The sequence below is a fragment of the Mycobacterium sp. NGS29 genome, from assembly GCF_059812965.1.
Map to the genome: position 1 here is coordinate 227582 of NZ_JCALDR010000001.1, position 16539 is coordinate 244120.

Genomic DNA, 16539 nt, shown 5'->3' on the forward strand with positions numbered 1-16539 from the left:
GATCCGCGCGGATTTCGTCCGGCGCCGTGCCGTGCTGGAATCAACGGCATGAGTCAGCACGAACCCCTGAACATGCCGCTCGAAGAGGCGATGCGCACGCAGCGCGCCATCCGTCGGCTCAAGAGCGACCCCGTCGACGATTCGCTCGTCTTGCATCTGCTCGAACTGGCGATGAAGGCGCCCACCGGTTCGAACGCGCAGAATTGGGAGTTCATCGTCCTCAAGGACCGCGAGGCCGTCGCGAAACTCGCCCGGCTGAACCGCCGAGCCATGAACGTGTTCGGCCCAATCTACAAGCGCGCCTTGGAAAAGCGGATGGACGAGAAGATGCTGCGCATCGAAAAGGCTGTCCGGTGGCAGGCCGATCACTTCGAGGAGATCCCCGTTGTGGTGGTGGCCTGCCTCAAAGGCGTCATCGCGCCGTATCCGACGATCGCAGCCAGCAGTGCCTACGGTTCCATTTATCCCGCAGTGCAGAACCTGCTGTTGGCGGCGCGGGCGGCCGAGTTGGGCGCGGCGTTGATCACCATGCCGCTGTGGAGCACGTTCGCGGCTAAGCGTGCTCTGGGTTTGCCCTGGAACGTCACGCCGGTCGCGGTGATTCCGATGGGCTGGCCCAAAGGCAAGTACGGCCCCACGTCGCGTCGACCGGTCGGCGAGTTCGTCTCGCTGGACCGGTACGGAAACCGGGCGTTCCGGCAGGCGCCCTGACCCGTCCCGGCACCGCACCGGTGTGGGGGTGGGACAACCCCTTGGACGTGTTTGCCCCGGTATGGCACGCTCGTGGGCGTGAGCGACTCATCTGGCTCTCAGAGCAACAGGCAGACGTCCGGACCGCCGGTGCGGCCACTGTCGTCCGATCAGCAGCCTGCGACCAAAGCCGACCTGTACGCGGCGGTCGACGCCATGCGTGCCGACATGCGCGAACTGCTCGAGCAGATCAGCACCCTGATCAAGGACGCGCAGAAATAGCGTGAAGCCGTTCCGCATCGATGTTCCCGACGACGTTCTCGACGATCTGCAGGCACGGTTGGCCCGCACCCGCTGGCCCGAGTCCGAATGCGTGGACGACTGGAGCCAGGGCATCCCGTTGCGTTACACCCGCGACCTGGCCGCGTACTGGGCCGGCGACTACGACTGGCGCGCCCGCGAGGCGGCGCTGAATCGCTTCGATCAGTTCATCGACCAATTCGACGGCCTGGACATCCATTTCATCCACCAGCGGTCGCCGCACGAGGATGCCTTCCCGCTGCTGATCACCCACGGATGGCCGGGCTCGATTGTGGAATTCCACAAGGTGATCGAGCCGCTGACCGACCCCACCGCCCACGGTGGCCGCGCCCAGGACGCCTTCCACGTGGTGTGCCCGTCGCTGCCCGGGTACGGCTTCTCCGGCAAACCGGGCCGCACCGGGTGGGGCGTGCCGAAGATCGCCCAGGTGTGGGACGAACTCATGCTGCGGCTGGGCTATGCGCGTTACGGCGCCCAGGGCGGCGACTGGGGTGCGGCCGTCACCACCCAGATCGGCCGCAACGGCGGGAACTGCGCGGCGATTCACCTCAATATGCCGCTGGGCACCCCGACCAAAGAATCGCTGACCAACCCCACCGCGGAGGAGCAGGCGGCGATGGCCGCACTCGCCGAGCACCGCAAGTCGGGCACCGGCTATTCCAAGCAGCAGTCCACCCGACCGCAGACGCTGGGCTACGGGCTGGTCGACTCGCCGGTGGGCCAACTGGCCTGGATCGTGGAGAAGTTCTGGGCGTGGACGGACTGCGACGGGCATCCCGAGAACGTGCTGACTCGAGACGAGTTGCTGGACAACGTGATGATGTACTGGGTGACCGGCACCGGTGCGTCCTCAGCGCGCCTGTACTGGGAGAGCTTCAAGGTGTGGGGAGACCACACCCGGGTCGAAATACCTACGGGCGTAGCGGCGTTCCCGAAAGAGGTGCTGCGCGCGCCGCGCTCCTGGTGTGAGCCGAACTTCAACATCACGCACTGGACCACCATGCCGCGCGGCGGGCACTTCGCCGCCTTCGAGCAGCCGGAGCTGTTCGTCGAGGACGTGCGGAAGTTCTTCGCGACCGTGCGCTGAACTGGCCGCGCCCACTGTGCATTTGACGACGCGACACGCCGGTCCGGCGTCGTGGATCGCACAGTCGGCGGGTGAACGGGCGGACGGGGCGAGCGGGCTGGCCGGTGGTCAGACGATCCGCCGGCCGCGGCGCGCGCGAGACCGCATGTCCCGCAGGTACAGCTCATAGCCGAGGATCCAGAGTCGGTGCGGTATCAGCCGGTCGGCAAGCCGCAGCGCGGCCAGCAGCCACTCGAATCGGCGTTGCTGGGACTGCGACCAGTCCAGGCGCATCATCGCCCGGAACTCCGGGGCCAGAAACCCCGTCGTCGCGAACAGATTGAACGGCCCGGCCAGCGCCCGCACCGGCCACGGCAGGAAAGCCATCGACGCCACCCCGTGCAGGTGCTCGCGCACCGGCGGGTCGATCTGCAGCTCGTCCAGCGAGCGCTTCCAGTACTCGTCGAAGGCGACCTGGTCGGCCGGCCACATGCGTTCGGGCACCTGCAGCGTGGTGGCCAGGCGTTTGGCGTCCTGATAGACCAGTTCGGCGGCGGTGTCGTCGAGCGGGCCGTGCAGATATTCGTGTTGTTCGACGAAGTAGCGGTACAGGCAGGCGGCCACCCACAGCTGCAACATCGGATCGAAGGCGTTGTAGGACACCGGGCTGGTTGCGGTGGAACGGACCTGCCGGTGCGCGGTGTCGACGGCCTCGCGGATCAGTTTTCGATCGGATTCGGTGCCGATGGTCGCCACCGCGAGGTAGGTGCCGGTGGTGCGGGCCCGCTTGAACGGGTGCTTGTAGACGTTGCCGCTGTCCACCGGGCTCTCCAGCACGCCGTAGCCGACGCCCGGCAAGGACAACTGCATGATGACATTCGCCGCCGGCATCAGCATTGCCGCCGGATTCAACAGGTCGGCGACCCTGGTCGCGGGCCGCTTCATTGCGGATCCTTGCCCATGGGATCGAGTACATCACGTATGAGACGCTGCCGGAATGCTTGCGTCGACCCGGCGGGCCCGGATGCTCGGTGTGTCGGCCGGATATCTGGCCGACCTGGTGTTCGCCGACCCGCGCCGGGGACATCCGGTGGCGTTGTTCGGAACGGCGGCCGCCCAGCTGGAACGGCTGACCTATCGCGACACGCGGGTTGCCGGCGCGGTGCACGTGGGCGTGCTGGTGGGCATGGCGGGTCTGACGGGTGTGATGTTGCAGCGCCGCGTCAGCTCGCCGACGGCCGTCGCGTTGGCGACCTGGGTCGCGCTGGGCGGAACGTCGTTGGCGCGCACCGGTTCCCGGATGGCCGGGTTGCTGGAGGACGGTGACATCGGAAGCGCGCGACGGTTGCTCCCGTCGTTGTGCGGACGCGACCCGGCGGTGCTGGACGAGCCGGGTTTGACGCGCGCGTCGCTGGAGTCGGTGGCCGAGAACACCTCCGACGCGGTGGTGGCGCCGTTGCTGTGGGCCGCCGTTGGCGGTACGCCGGCGGCGCTGGGGTATCGGGCGGTCAACACCTTGGATGCGATGGTCGGGCACCGCTCCCCGCGCTATCTCCGATTCGGTTGGGCCGCAGCACGATTGGATGATGCAGCCAACTACGTCGGGGCGCGGGTGACCGCGGGACTGGTGGCGCTCTGCGCGCCGCTGGTGGGCGGGTCCCCGACAGCCGCGGTGCGGGCCTGGCGTCGCGATGCGGCCCGGCATCCCAGCCCGAACGCCGGCGTCGTCGAGGCGGCGTTCGCCGGTGCGCTGGGGGTGCGGCTGGGCGGACCCACCCAATACCGCCACGAGTTGCAGATCCGCCCGACGCTGGGGGACGGGCATTCGCCGACCGTGATCGACTTGCGCCGCGCCGTGCTCCTGTCGAGGGCGGTGCAGGCCGGGGCCGTCGTGGTCGCCTCGGTGGTGGTCTGGCGACGGCCGGACGCCCGTCCACCCCGGTTACCCTCATCGGAGAACGGACGATCGGGGACTCGTTCAACTCCACTGGTGTGGCGAATCCTGACAGCGATGACCGCAGGGCAGTAATCATTCGGATGGAGGGAATGCGTGCGTCCGCGCAGCGACAGCAGGCCCGCGCAAGCGCCGGCAATCCTGAAATCCGCCCGGGTGACGCTGATCGCGTGCGGTTTGCTGGCCGCGGTCAGCTCGCTGGCCGGGATGGCCCCGCTGTTCGTCGTCGTGGAGGTCAGTCGTCGGCTACTCGTCGGCGACACCGATGTATGGCCCATCGTCATTGTGGCGATCGGTGCGCTGACAGCAAAGCAGTTGGGGGTATTCGCCGCCGGAGTGATGACGCACCTAGCCGATATTCGCGTGTCGTTTCAGATCCGGCGGGAATTGCTGGTCAAGCTCGGCCGGGTACCGCTGAGCTGGTTCGACGAGCGAAACTCCGGCGTGGTGAAGAAAGCGGTCGAAGATGATGTGGCTGCGCTGCACCGCCTTGTTGCGCATTCGATTGTCGAGCTGAGTGCGGCCGTGGTGCCACCACTGGTGGCATTGATCTATCTGTTCTACCTGGACTGGCGCATGGCCTTGGTGACATTGCTTCCGGTGTTCGCCGGGCTGGCCGCATACCAACGCGCGATGGCCAGCGCCGAAACCAAGTATCCAGAGTTCTTGCAATGGTTGGCACGTCTGAACGGCGCAGCGGTGGAATTCGTCAACGGCATCGGCGTCGTGAAATCGTTTGGCACGCCCGGAACAGCGAGCCGGCACTTCCAGGACGTATGTCGAGGATTCGCGCGTTTCTTCCTCGACTGGGCGAAAGCTACCAGCGTCGCGAGTGTGATTGCCGAAATCCTGCTCTCGCCGCCCAGCATCCTGCTGGGCGTCGCGGCGGCGGGCGGAATCCTCACGGCCAACGGCGATCTCTCGTTGCAGAACTTCATCGCCTTCCTGGTGTTCGGCACCGTCATCACGTCCGGTTGGATGTCGCTGTTGATGTCGGTGCAGCCCTTGGTCTCCGCGCTGAAGGTGTACGGGGAGATCCGCGACTTGCTGGCTACCCCGGACCTTCCCACCCCCGACTACCCGGCTGAAATCGACGCCGAGGCGCCCGGCCCGGTGGTGCAGATGCGGGGCGTGCGTGTCTCATACGGAGACACTGTCGCCCTCGACGGGATCGATTTGAGCCTGGCCCGCGGTACCCTCACCGCGCTGGTCGGACCGTCCGGTTCCGGGAAATCCACCCTGGCCAAGCTGCTTCCCCGGTTCAACGATCCGGGCGAGGGCTCGGTCGAACTCTACGGAGTCGACCTGCGTCGCATCGACCCGGCAGAGCTTTACCGGCAAGTCGCCTTTGTGTTCCAGGACGCACACCTGTTGGCGATGAGTGTCCGCGACAACATCCGCCTCGGCTGTCCCGACGCCGACGACGCGACGGTGCGGGAGGCCGCGCGTAAAGCTCAGATCTTGGGGAGAATCGAGCAATTGCCACGGGGGTTCGATTCGATGATCGGACAGGACGCGGCCTTTTCAGCGGGTGAACGCCAGCGGGTCTGCATTGCCCGCGCGATCCTGGCGGACCGCCCGATTCTGGTGCTGGATGAGGCGACCGCGAGCGCCGACCCCGAAAGCGAAGCACGCATCCAAGACGCGCTGACCGAGGTCACCCGCGGCCGCACGGTGTTGGTGATCGCGCACCGGCTCAGCACGATTCAAAGTGCCGACGCCATCGTCGTGCTGGACGGCGGCCGGATCGCCGAACAGGGTGCGCATCGCGACCTGCTGGGCAACGACGGCATTTACGCACGGTTGTGGAAGCACGAGAGAGAAGCCGAACACGTTGTTGCCCAACAACTGAAGGTCGACCGTTGATCACCATCATTCGGCATCTGCTCGAGCTGCTCGATGCCCGCGGGCGCCGCCACCTGCGCACCATGCTGGTACTGCAAGGTGCACAGGGAGTTCTCCAGGGCATCGGTTTCTTGTTGGTCGTACCGCTGCTCGGCACACTGTTCGAACGGCCAGTCGCATGGGCCCAGCTGTGGTCATGGATCGCGGCGATCGCGGTAACGGTCGGAGCCCACCACGCGTTGCTCGCGTGGAGCACATCACTGGGGTTCCTGGTCGGCACTGACGTGCTGACCAGTTTCCATACCCGAATCGGAAATCACCTGGCCACCTTGCCGATCGGCTGGTTCGGTGCGGACCGCACCGGTCCGGTCGGACGTCTGGTCAGCAAGGATGCGACCGACGTCGCGGACTTCCCGGCGCATATGCTGCGGCACATCATCGTCGGAGTGACCGCACCGGCCACGCTGATCATCGGCAGCTATCTGAGCGACTGGCGCATTGGCATCGCTCTGACCGTAGGTGCGGTGCTGTGCGCGCTGTCGCTGAAGATGTATATGGGCATCGTGCACCGCAACGACGCCCAGTACGAACACGACGTGGCAGCGACCGCGTCCCGCATCGTGGAGTTCGCCCGCCAGCAGCCGACTTTGCGAGCGTATGGGGTGCTGGACCGTCGATCGCTGGGCGCGCTCGAGGAATCCCTTGTCCAGCAACAACACTCGCAGTCGCGGTTGACTATCCGCGGTGCGTGGGGATTGATTGGATGCTTCGGGACGATGCAACTCGTCGTTACCACGATCATCGGGTTGACGGTCGCCCTGACCTTGCGCGGTGATCTTGCGGTGCCGACGCTGATCGGGCTGTTCATCATCACGTTGCGCATGATCGATCCGATCTCTCAGCTCGGCGACCTGGCCGGTCACGTACAAGTCAACGCCGACGCGATCGTTCGAGTGCGCGAGTTGCTGGCCGTGCCACCGCTGCCGGAGCCCGACCGAGCGGCGACGCCCGCCGGTGCGGACATCGAATTGCGTGGTGTGCGATTCGGGTACCATCACCGCGATTCGAGTGACGAGGTCATCAGCGGCGTCGACGCCACCATCCCGAGCGGCAGTCTTACCGCGATCGTCGGCCCGTCCGGCGCCGGGAAGACGACGTTGCTCAGACTGATTGCCCGCTTCTTCGACGTCGACGACGGCAGCATCCGCATCGGCGGCTACGACGTACGCGAACTCGGCACCAGCGCAGTCGCACACCTGACCGCGCAAGTATTCGACGACGCTTACCTTTTCGACGGCACCATCGCTGACAACCTGCGGATGGCCGATCCTGATGCCACAGAAGCCGAGCTGTCCCACGTTGCCGGCATCGCCCGGCTCGACGAAGTCATCAACCGGCTGCCCAACGGGTGGAACACACGCGTTGGCGAAGGGGGGTCGGCGCTCTCGGGCGGGGAAAGGCAGCGTGTCGCGATTGCCCGCGCGTTGCTCAAGAATGCGCCGGTCGTGCTCCTGGATGAAGCTACGGCCGCGCTCGATGCCGTCAACGAGGCCGCCGTGGCCGCAGCCATCCGCGAACTAGCTCACGAGCGCACGGTTATCGTTGTCGCACATCGACTTTCGACGGTGATAGACGCCGACCAGATTCTTGTCCTCGATGACGGTCGGATCAGCGCACGCGGACGTCATGAGCAGCTGGTCGCAAACCAGGGGACCTATACCAGGTTCTGGGAAGAGCGGTTGCGTGCCCGAGGCTGGCAACTTCGGCGCGATCAGCCGACCCCTGCTGCGTCCGGGTCGGCATAGCCTGCCCCAGCGGAAGATGCCGCGCCGTGTGGGCACCATTTCTACCGCTGAGGCAGGTGTTCGCCGAGAGTTTGCCTACATCTCGACTGGCAGGGGAGGCGGCTCCAAGCCGCCCCCGAATATCTGTCCGACGATGCTGAACAGATTCGCCGTCGCCGCGATCGGACCGACCGGGAGCGCGGGAATCGGCAGGATGCCTTGGAACTCGTTTTCAGTGAAAGTGAGCTCGACTCCGATCGAGTTCAACAGCGAACCGCCGACGCCGTTATAGATCGGTCCGGCGGCACCGTACACAACCTGCCCCGGACTGAAGAGGCCACCGAAACCAAGGCTCAAGCCGGTGACTTGTTCGGTGCCCCCGGTGGGACCGCTGATGAACTGGTTGACCAGCGGCGCAAGGGGATCCAGGTTCAACGTGGCCCCGTTGAAGAAACCGTCAACGACGTTGGCCGGTGTGTTCAACAGGCCGGTGAGCGCCCCCGTCACATTGCCGCCGGTGATATCGGCGAGGACGCCGCCGGCGCTGTTGAGCAGCGCGACGCCGGGGCTTGCGAATGGACCCACGGCACCCATGAGCAGGCCGCTCAAGGGTGAAGCTGCGAAGTTCAGGACTTCAGTGAGCACTACTCCCACCGGCCCGTCGGGGAGGAAACTCTCGATCAGCCCGGTATAGATTTCGTTGTGCGCGTTGGGCACGTACGTCACCGGGTCGGAGATCGTCTGGGTGATACCGCCAAGCGTGTGCTGGGTGACCGCGAGTGCGAGGTCTCTTGGGGCACCGACCAGGGGTATCGCCTGTGCAGCGGCCTGCAGCTTGGCAAAGAAGCCCGCGGGGTTGGTGACGAGGTGGTTGATGCCACCGGTGAACGTGTTCAGGCCGACCCGCGAGGCTCCGAACACCGTCTCGGCGTTCTGCGCCGTCGTCGCGACGACCTGCTCCCACCGGGTGATCGGGTCGACGGCAGTCGCGGCGGCGGGTGCATGGGATGAGCCCAGTGCGCCGAGCAGGTTCTGCTGCGCGTTGGCGACCTCGGCACTTGTGTAGGCCCCGACGCTGGAATTCATCGAGCTGACGAACTCGGTATGAAACGCCAGCGCGTGTGAGTTGACCGACTGGAACTGCCGGCCGAAGTTCTCGAACAACGACGAGATCGCGATGGAGATCTCGTCCTCGGCTGCGGCCGCGATTCCCGTGGTGGGTCCCGAAACCGTCGCGGCGGCATCGGCGAGCGCTCGGCGGATACCCGACAGATCTTGTGCTGCGCTCTGCATCAGATCCGCGCTTGCGGTCACAAACGACATGCTTGCTCTCCCTTATTCGTTCGCCAGTACGGTGACCGCCGGTCGGAAATTTGCACAGGCGTCGTACGGCCAACCGCACAGGAGGTGGCAAAGGACGCGCAGCATCTGAGGTGGCGGCTTTCTCCGGGGTGCTCCGCCCCGGGTTAGCAGGATGCGATGACACGAGTCTCCTGGCTCTCGGATCGCCGCTCGCCTCGCCTTCCAGCCAAATGGCCGTGGCATGTGAGGGTCGCTCCCCGATGACAGTGGCGGCACCGCGCCGGATTCGCACCGGCTTCCTGCGTCGTCATCGCCGTACGGGCGACATTGTTACACGCCGGGGACCCCCAATGGAACAGGCAGGCCCGCCCCGGCTGCCACGGCGGTGACCTCGTCGGAGCGATGGCATCGCAGCGGCACGGTGTGAGTCCGTCCGTCGCGATTACCGCGCCACCCCTAATTGCCCTCGTTGCAACTAGTTCGCTCGATGGTCGGCGTTCTGAATGGCGGCCATATCGTCGAAAGAATCGGCGGTTTCGGTGAGGTCTTCGCTCCAATCGCCGAACGGATCTGGATAGCGGTCCCAGGCAGCGGGGGAGCAGAGCTCGTCGTCGGTGAGCAGAGCACGGCCGAGACCATCGAGGATTTCGCCGGAGTCCGCGCTGTAGACCAGGATCGTCATTGCCGTGTGCCGGTCGCCGTGCAGGGGGTCCCACCTCAACTGGGCGAGGGCACGGCGTTCGTCGTCGACGCCGGCCAACTCCGCGTCGGTCATGGCAGTGAGCCACTTGCCTGCTGAACCGACCCGCCATCCACCTCCCGCCGATTCCAGCCACATCGCCTGCTGGTCCTGACCGGCTAGCCACAAGCGACCTCGAGTTCGGATCACTCCCTCCAGCAACAGCTCCATGCGGTCGTACAGACGCTGGGGGTGAAACGGACGCTGGGCGCTGAACTCGACAAGTTGGACGGTGCCGGTGGGCTCGAGGGGAGGTTGCCCGGATAGCAACGGGCCGTGCGGATCATCGTCTCGCCCCCGGCGCGCACGACTGTCAAGGCCGGCGAGCACCTGCTCAATTCTGTTCGCTCCGTAGCTGATCCGTGCGCGGGGGGCCAAGCGTCGCAGCACCGTGGCCAGGATTGGCTCCACATCGCTGAGAACGATGACATCCGCGAATTCTGCCTGTCCGACCACCACCTGCGCCTCGGTACGTCCGTCGTCTAATTCGCCCTCACCCAGAACCTGGCGCAGCCACCGCGACGAGTCGACGCACGTCACGACCGCCGCGATCCGAACATCAAGGGCCGCAGGGCCGTCGATGTAGCCGGGCGCCACCCTGATCCGGACATTGTTGATCGCCCAGCAGATTGGTTCCGGTTCCAGCCAGGGTGCGAGGTGGACCACGATACGGTCCACATCATCGCGGCGGCTCAGCTGACGCAGCAGCACGAGAAGGTCGGTGCGGATGGTGCAGGAAACACATCCGTGTGCGAGCTCGATGCCGATCTCTGCGGTCGTCAACACGCCGTGTTGCAGATTGACCGTTGTGCGGCGCACCGTGTATCCGTCGAAACGATGCTCGACCACGAGCGTTCCACAGGTGCGCAGCAAGGTGCCGACGACCGGATCGGTGTTCTGCTGGCCGGCGACCAAGACAACAGGTTTCCGCATCAGCACCTCTTATCGACAATCATTTTCATTTAGACCGTTCCCAGGGTACCGTCACGGGCAGAGGCTTGTCGAAAACGATTTTCAATAAGCTGGACTGTCAGGAGGTTGTGGGGTGTCTGCTCGGTGTCAGGTCACAGGACGGGAACCCGGATTCGGTAACGCGGTCTCGCATTCACATCGCAGGACGAGTCGGCGCTGGTCGCCGAACATCCAGAGCAAGACGTACTACCTGCCCTCGGAAGGCCGCCGAGTTCGGTTGCGAGTCAGCGCCAAGGGCATCAAGATCATCGACCGCGACGGTATCGAGGCCGTGGTGTCCCGGTTACGCCGCGAAGGGCAGCGAATCTGATGGCGCGCAACGAGATTCGGCTGATCATCAAGCTGCGTTCCACGGCCGGTACGGGTTACACATACATCACCCGCAAGAACCGCCGCAACGACCCGGACCGGCTGGTCCTGCGCAAGTACGACCCCGTGGTCCGGCGCCACGTCGACTTTCGAGAGGACCGCTGACCGAATTGGGCCGTCAGCCCCGAGACGCCAGTGCCGTACGGGTCCGAAACCGCGACGCCGTCGGCCGTCCCCCGCGGGCATCTGCGCAAGTTCGGCTTGTCCAGAGTCCGGCTGCGCCAATTGGCGCACACAGGCCAACTACCCGCGAATGGCAGTTGGTGAAACCCGGACGCCGCGGCGGGCAGGCGTGGGCCCGCATCCGGATATCAAACGCACCAGGAAAACTATGTCAGGTCTGCGCTGCTCGACACCAGGACGACCGGGGTTGAGAATGCGCCGCTTCCTGCGCAACTCGACCGGTATCGGCGATGTGCCGGTCGGGCCGTCCGGCACAACTGATCGGCACAGCAACGGATCTGGGCTCAGGTGACTCTCGGTCACCGCGGCTGCATCAGGCCGATCAGCGGGTGGAGTTCTTGGAAAGTCATGTCGTGTTCTGCGGCCTCGTGGGCAAGCTCTGCGAGACCCACGGTGCGCCAGGTGTAGTTCGTGGTGAATTCCCGAATCACCAGCTGATCCTCGCGCACCACGTAGTGCATGGTCCAGAGTTCTGCATCGGCGCCCGCCGGCTGGCCGGATATGCGAACTTCGTTGTCGCGGCTGCCAATTCGCTGCTGCGCTATCGTCATTTCCGGTATGGCCATGGGCTGGTCGAGCGCCATCACCTCTACGACAACCGGCGCTTGCGGCGTCAGTCGCGAGCGCAGCTGGTCCCAGAATCGATGGCGGGATTGCTTGTCGAGGAATCCGACCACGCCGAAAAGCACTGCGGCGCCCACGCGTTCGGGAAGCTGAAAGTCCTCGACGAAATCGGAATGGACGGTCACGCGGTCAATCAGATCGCTGCGGCCGAGCACGCGTGACACCAGTGCGGCGCGCATGGCAGCGGATGGTTCAACTGCGTGAATAGCTGCGTGCGGAATGGTGTCGGCGATCGTGATCGTCGACAAGCCGGTTCCGGCTCCGATGTCAAGCACGGGCTCGGTCACCTGCCCGCCGCTCTGCAGCGCAGACACCAAGACATCGCGTTTCATCGCCCAGTGGGGCAACGCCATGACTTCGTAGAATTCCGCCGATCGCGCGTACGGATCGACGTCGACAGAGTTGGTCATCTATGCAACAGTCCCAGTCTTCTTGTGCGGCGATGTATTTGCACTGTAGCGCGTGCAATGTCAAAACGAAAATCGTTTTCGATAGCTGTGTGGTAGCGCGAAGTGAGGTGCCGATTGGCAGACGGACAGGTCACACCTCGGGGGAAAGTCATTGCCCGAACGCTCAATTCAGTCCTCGGGCGCTCCCGCCGGGGGTGCAGACTAGCCTGCCCCGAACGGCGGGATCGGAAGCGCGCGTAACAACGAACCAGCGACGGTGGTCACTGCGGACACCCCGGTGATGCTGGGCTGGCCCACATTGATCGTCAACCCGGGATCCAGCGACGGCACAAAGGGATACGCGTTCGGCATGGCCGATGCCGGGAGCAACCCGGCCAGCACCAGATTGGCCTGTATTCCTTGGCCGACTCCTTCGATCAGGTAGCCGCCGACGTTGATCGGGTTGATGAGTGGGAACAGACTGGCCGGTGTGGGCAGGTTTGCATATTCGGTGTTGGGCCCGCCGATATCGCCGTAACCCATGTCGATGAGCACCCGCAACGGCGGCTGGACCATGTTGAGCAGAGGTTGCGGTAGGTTCAACGGCCGGAGCAAGGGCAGGTCCTGCGTCGGGATCATGTAGTAGGTGGTGTTGCCGGATCCCGGAGACACCGGCGCGACGACCGCCGACCCGATCTGCTCGGGCGTGAGACTCATATAAGTGGGCGTCGGCGCCAGGTGGTCGTAGTACAAACCGGCAACGGCGTTCGCTACCGACAGCAAATTGGTGGGGTAGCGGGGAAAGTGCGCGAAGCCGTCGTACTGAATGGTGTAGATGTCGGTCTGGTAGGCCAAGTCGGGTGTTGCACCGCCGAGCGTCTCGTTGAAGCCGGGGATGTAGAGCCCGACGAAGCGTTCGAAGAGGCCGCCGTTGGGATTGTTGGGATTGCCGATGAGGGTGAATCTCAAGTCGGCCGGGTTGGGCGGGTTCGCTATGGCACCGGTGGCGATTTCATTCAGATAGTTGGTGACGACGGTGGCGCTCTGTGAGAAGCCGAACACCGCAGTCTTTGTGCCAGCGGGTTGAGCCGCGATCGCCTGCTTGAGGATCTCCACGCCTCGAGCAACCGAGGTGTCGAACGTCAGACTATTGAGGCCGGTCAGCGGCCAGCCCTGCTGGGGGGTGGTCAGGCCGGTCGGCGTGCCGGTCAGCGGGGCAATCCGAGGAGCGATGTAGGTGTCGTAGACGTAGTTGAGGTAGCCGGAGCCCGGGGTCGGGTTTCCGGTGCCGCCCATGATCAGCGTGGCGTAGTCCGCTGCCGCGAGAGTGGCTGTCGTGCCGGTTGCGGTCGTGCCGATCATCGGGCGACCGAACAACGCCAGGCGGGGCGCGTCGAGCGCGGCGGCCACCTCACGCTGGACCATCTCCAGCGTTGACGAATTGAACGCCTCCGCGGCGCTGTAGGTTGCGGCTGCTGCCCTCAGCGTTTGAACAAGCTGCTGATGATAAGCGCCGACTCGCGCTTCAACGGCGTGAAACTCGGCGCCGAATTCGGCGAACAGCGCCGAGATCGCTGATGACACTTCGTCCGCGCCGGCAGCCATCTGGCCGGTGGTCGACGCCGCAGCTGCCAGCCGCGCGGCATCCAGCTCCGAACGGATTCGCGCCAAAGTCGTTGTCGCCGAACCCAACGCCTCGGGCGTCACCGCAAAAGGCGACACGCCACCCCCCTTGTCGATGTGTCGGGCAGTTGCCGTCGGCCGGTGTAGCCGCGCATGGTCATGTGTATCGCTCGTCGGTGGGCTGCGCAGCAGCGGGCCCGCCGGGTGTCCGCGGCTCCTCGCCGGGCTCACTGCCCCAGGTTTGCGGGAGCATCGGCGCGCGCGCACCGTTGCCGAAGTCCCCGGCAACGGTAGCCAACCCCCCGGGACGGACGTCTTCTGCCCTGGACACCGCGCCGGTGAAGCCCAAGGGTGCGGCGCCCCGCTCGGAGGCACCCGTCGCAGCGCCGACAGGGTCAGGCCCAACGTCCGCACCGTTCATGTCCGCATACTCGTCCCCGTAATCCCTCAGCACGACACGTCGACGGCGCCGTGCGCGCTGCTGCGCGGACCCCCGGGCCGGCGCTGCTGCCGCCGCGGCGATGTCCGCGGCCGGCGCTTTCGCTGTGCCGCCTTCGGTCAAGGATGGGCCTGCCCCCTCGTCAGGTCCGCCGCTGTAGACCATATAACCGAATCCGGGTGCGCCCGGTGCCGGTGCGGGGCTCGGCGCCGGCGCCGGCGGCGCGGTGGATGCTGGCGACGAAGCGGTGATCCCGCCCGGCGCGGGTGACGGCACCGTCCCGGGTGCCGCGACCGCCGGCAGCGGTCCGAGGGCCGAACCCGGCAGCGCCGCAACAGGTTCCGGAAAATCGAAATCGAGCGGAGGCAGCTGCAGCAGTCGATTCAACACGCCCAATCCGCCCAGGCCCGCCAGGCTCAGACCAGCGAATCCCAGCACCGGAGTCGTCAGCAGCGCTGCGGGCAGTCCGAAAGTCACCCCGTCGATGGACAATCCGACAACCATCGCAAAGACGAATGCATTGAGAGTCTCCAGGGACGGAGCCGCCAGAAAGGCTTCCAGGGCCGGAAGTTGATAGGGCACCTCGTTTCCCGGGATTCCGAACAGGCGCAACACCAGGCCCTGGATGAATTGCTGGTAGGCCGTGTAGATGCTCTCCGGGGAGAAGTCGACGGCAGCCGGCGCGGCGTCAGACTTCAGCACCGGCGGTGCCGCATCGGTGACCGGCACCGCAGCCAGGGAGGCCGCGGAAACGTCCTGGTATGTGCTCATGGTGGTGGCGGCCTGAATCCACATTCGCACGTAGTCGGCCTCGTTGAGAGCTATCGGGACAGTATTGATGCCGAAGAAGTTCGTTGCCAACAGCACTGCATGGGTGGCATGGTTGGCAGCTAACTCGGCCAGGGTAGGCATGGTCGTCACAGCGACGGTGTAGGCGGCGGCTTCGGTCTCGTGCTGCAGCGCCGTGGCTGCCGAGTCGGCGGCCTGTTGGGCCAGCCAAGCTACATACGGGGCATTGGCGGCGGCATAGGACTCCGCACTGGGGCCCTGCCATGTTCCGGCCTGCACCGCGCCGACGACCGCGGCGAGTTCCGCAGCCACATCGGCGTATTCGGCGCTCAACGCATTCCAGGCGGCTGCGGCAGCCAGCAACGGCCCAGAGCCCGGTCCGCTGCTCAAGAGTGCTGAATGCACCTCCGGCGGCAGGGCCATCCAGATCGGCGCGGTCACCTCGTGCCCGCCGGCCGTGCCGTTGTTGCGCGGTTGCGGTGAAGCGTGCGGACAACGCGGTCCGTCGGGACGCACCAGCGACAGCTGCCGTCACCACAGAAGTGGGGGACAGACACCGCGGGCTCCTCGGTCGCATAACGGGGCAGAGTCAGACGCGAAACACGTTTATCGTCCTTGCCAAGCTACCCGCTGACGACGCTTAATGAAAGTGGTTTTCATTTGGGGTAACGGCCCGGGTTGTCAAATAATAAGCCAGTGTCAGCCCGTCGGTCGGGAAAATCGGCAGTCCACCGGTGTGTTCGGCACGGCGAATCAAGAATCGACGGATTCACCGCATGCCGGCGCAATGCAGGAGCGAATGTGCGACAAGCACACAACCGGCGCTCAGGCACAACGCGCGTATGACGAGCGGGCCGAAGCGGGTGACGGTTCGTAGGATCCGACGTTGAATACGCCGTGCCCGCGCTGTTCGCCTGCTCCCGAGGAAAAGCACCAGTAGCGAAGGCCATAGCTCGATCGCGCAATAGGCGATCACGACTACCGGCCAGACCGAAATCGGAAGCCGATAAGTACTGAGCATCGCGAGGGCGCCCAGATACATGACGTCGGTCGCGGATTGGCCAAAGCCCAGCACGACACCGAAGACGGCAAGCAGCAACGGATTTCGTCGCATAGCCGGGAACGTCCAGCGCGGCGCGGCGGAACGCACTCTGGATGGATAGCACGCCACAAAAATGAGTAGCATCCCCAGGGTCAGCTCGCCCGTGTATCGCATCCACGGCGTCAGTCGGATGGTGGTCGGTTCGGTGAAGATTGCCAGACCGACCACGACGGTGATACCGACGGCAGCGGTCGCGGAGAACAACCCGCCTAGGAAGCTCAGTCCGCCGGGCAACGGTGAACGACGTTGCAGCCGACTGTCATACACGATCGCCGAGGTGACGGCTAGATTGAGGACATTGAGAGATTCGACAAGCGCGAACCCCGCCATCGTCAGCAATAGTGCTAG

General features: G+C 65.3%; 15 protein-coding genes, 1 pseudogene and 1 riboswitch. Of the genes and pseudogenes, 9 read left to right on the forward strand and 7 right to left on the reverse strand.

The genetic code is table 11. The features are described from left to right. The first annotated feature begins 48 nt into the window (after window positions 1–48). The 3 genes from AC5Y5Z_RS01115 to AC5Y5Z_RS01125 all read left to right on the forward strand — a co-directional run bounded on the left by AC5Y5Z_RS01115 (window position 49) and on the right by AC5Y5Z_RS01125 (window position 2098). Window positions 49–711 carry a nitroreductase family protein gene (locus tag AC5Y5Z_RS01115; RefSeq protein ID WP_499922938.1) on the forward strand — a complete coding sequence of 221 codons (663 nt, stop codon included), beginning with the start codon at window positions 49–51 and terminating at the stop codon, window positions 709–711. Window positions 712–789: 78 nt separating this feature from the next. Next, complete coding sequence (locus AC5Y5Z_RS01120; RefSeq protein WP_463824550.1) at window positions 790–972, forward strand: hypothetical protein; 183 nt, start codon at window positions 790–792, stop codon at window positions 970–972. Between the two features lies 1 nt (window position 973). Further along, a complete protein-coding gene (locus AC5Y5Z_RS01125) occupies window positions 974–2098 on the forward strand; it encodes an epoxide hydrolase family protein (RefSeq protein WP_499922946.1) in 1125 nt (374 codons plus the stop codon). A gap of 108 nt (window positions 2099–2206) precedes the next feature. On the opposite strand, the gene AC5Y5Z_RS01130 is transcribed toward AC5Y5Z_RS01125, so the two are convergent. Continuing rightward, window positions 2207–3022 (reverse strand): oxygenase MpaB family protein, encoded by an 816-nt coding sequence (locus tag AC5Y5Z_RS01130; protein WP_499922947.1) that lies wholly within the window; start codon window positions 3020–3022, stop codon window positions 2207–2209. Window positions 3023–3074: 52 nt separating this feature from the next. Between AC5Y5Z_RS01130 and AC5Y5Z_RS01135 the strand changes: the two genes are divergently transcribed. From AC5Y5Z_RS01135 to AC5Y5Z_RS01145, 3 genes are read left to right on the forward strand one after another with little or no spacing between them, the layout of a single operon-like run. After that, window positions 3075–4106, forward strand: a complete 1032-nt coding sequence (locus AC5Y5Z_RS01135) for a cobalamin biosynthesis protein (RefSeq protein ID WP_499922948.1) — start codon at window positions 3075–3077, stop codon at window positions 4104–4106. Window positions 4107–4127: 21 nt separating this feature from the next. After that, window positions 4128–5897 carry an ABC transporter ATP-binding protein gene (locus AC5Y5Z_RS01140; RefSeq protein ID WP_499922950.1) on the forward strand — a complete coding sequence of 590 codons (1770 nt, stop codon included), beginning with the start codon at window positions 4128–4130 and terminating at the stop codon, window positions 5895–5897. Next, window positions 5894–7681, forward strand: coding sequence for an ABC transporter ATP-binding protein (locus AC5Y5Z_RS01145; RefSeq protein ID WP_499922951.1), 1788 nt, complete (start codon window positions 5894–5896; stop codon window positions 7679–7681). The genes AC5Y5Z_RS01140 and AC5Y5Z_RS01145 overlap by 4 nt, the downstream gene beginning before the upstream one ends. A gap of 75 nt (window positions 7682–7756) precedes the next feature. Here the strand turns inward: AC5Y5Z_RS01145 and gjpA are convergent, their stop codons facing one another. Together gjpA and mrf are read right to left on the reverse strand one after the other, a co-directional pair. Further along, a complete protein-coding gene (gene gjpA / locus AC5Y5Z_RS01150; RefSeq protein ID WP_499922953.1) occupies window positions 7757–8983 on the reverse strand; it encodes an outer membrane porin GjpA in 1227 nt (408 codons plus the stop codon). Between the two features lie 143 nt (window positions 8984–9126). Further along, window positions 9127–9309, reverse strand: a riboswitch (cobalamin riboswitch). 128 nt (window positions 9310–9437) lie between these two features. Next, window positions 9438–10634, reverse strand: a complete 1197-nt coding sequence (gene mrf, locus AC5Y5Z_RS01155) for a ribosome hibernation factor-recruiting GTPase MRF (protein WP_499922955.1) — start codon at window positions 10632–10634, stop codon at window positions 9438–9440. Between the two features lie 112 nt (window positions 10635–10746). On the opposite strand from mrf, the gene rpmB reads away from it, so the two are divergent. From rpmB to AC5Y5Z_RS01170, 3 genes and pseudogenes are all read left to right on the forward strand, one after another. After that, the gene (gene rpmB / locus AC5Y5Z_RS01160) at window positions 10747–10983 is read left to right on the forward strand and encodes a 50S ribosomal protein L28 (RefSeq protein WP_463824542.1); all 237 of its coding nucleotides are present in this window, start codon (window positions 10747–10749) and stop codon (window positions 10981–10983) included. After that, on the forward strand, window positions 10983–11147 hold the full coding sequence (gene rpmG / locus AC5Y5Z_RS01165) for a 50S ribosomal protein L33 (RefSeq protein ID WP_499922956.1): 165 nt from the start codon (window positions 10983–10985) through the stop codon (window positions 11145–11147). The genes rpmB and rpmG overlap by 1 nt, the downstream gene beginning before the upstream one ends. Further along, window positions 11147–11309 (forward strand): annotated as a pseudogene (locus AC5Y5Z_RS01170) (uS14 family ribosomal protein); the annotation flags it as partial. The gene rpmG and the pseudogene AC5Y5Z_RS01170, both read left to right, overlap by 1 nt. Window positions 11310–11524: 215 nt before the next feature. Here the strand turns inward: AC5Y5Z_RS01170 and AC5Y5Z_RS01175 are convergent. From AC5Y5Z_RS01175 to AC5Y5Z_RS01190, 4 genes are all read right to left on the reverse strand, one after another. Further along, window positions 11525–12259: a class I SAM-dependent methyltransferase gene (locus AC5Y5Z_RS01175; RefSeq protein ID WP_499922958.1), complete on the reverse strand. Its 735-nt coding sequence runs from the start codon at window positions 12257–12259 to the stop codon at window positions 11525–11527. 201 nt (window positions 12260–12460) lie between these two features. After that, window positions 12461–13960 (reverse strand): PE-PPE domain-containing protein, encoded by a 1500-nt coding sequence (locus AC5Y5Z_RS01180; protein ID WP_463824539.1) that lies wholly within the window; start codon window positions 13958–13960, stop codon window positions 12461–12463. A gap of 58 nt (window positions 13961–14018) precedes the next feature. Next, window positions 14019–15530 (reverse strand): PPE family protein, encoded by a 1512-nt coding sequence (locus AC5Y5Z_RS01185; RefSeq protein WP_499923171.1) that lies wholly within the window; start codon window positions 15528–15530, stop codon window positions 14019–14021. A 328-nt stretch (window positions 15531–15858) separates the two neighbouring features. Next, window positions 15859–16521 carry a GAP family protein gene (locus AC5Y5Z_RS01190; protein ID WP_499922959.1) on the reverse strand — a complete coding sequence of 221 codons (663 nt, stop codon included), beginning with the start codon at window positions 16519–16521 and terminating at the stop codon, window positions 15859–15861. Window positions 16522–16539: the final 18 nt, after the last annotated feature.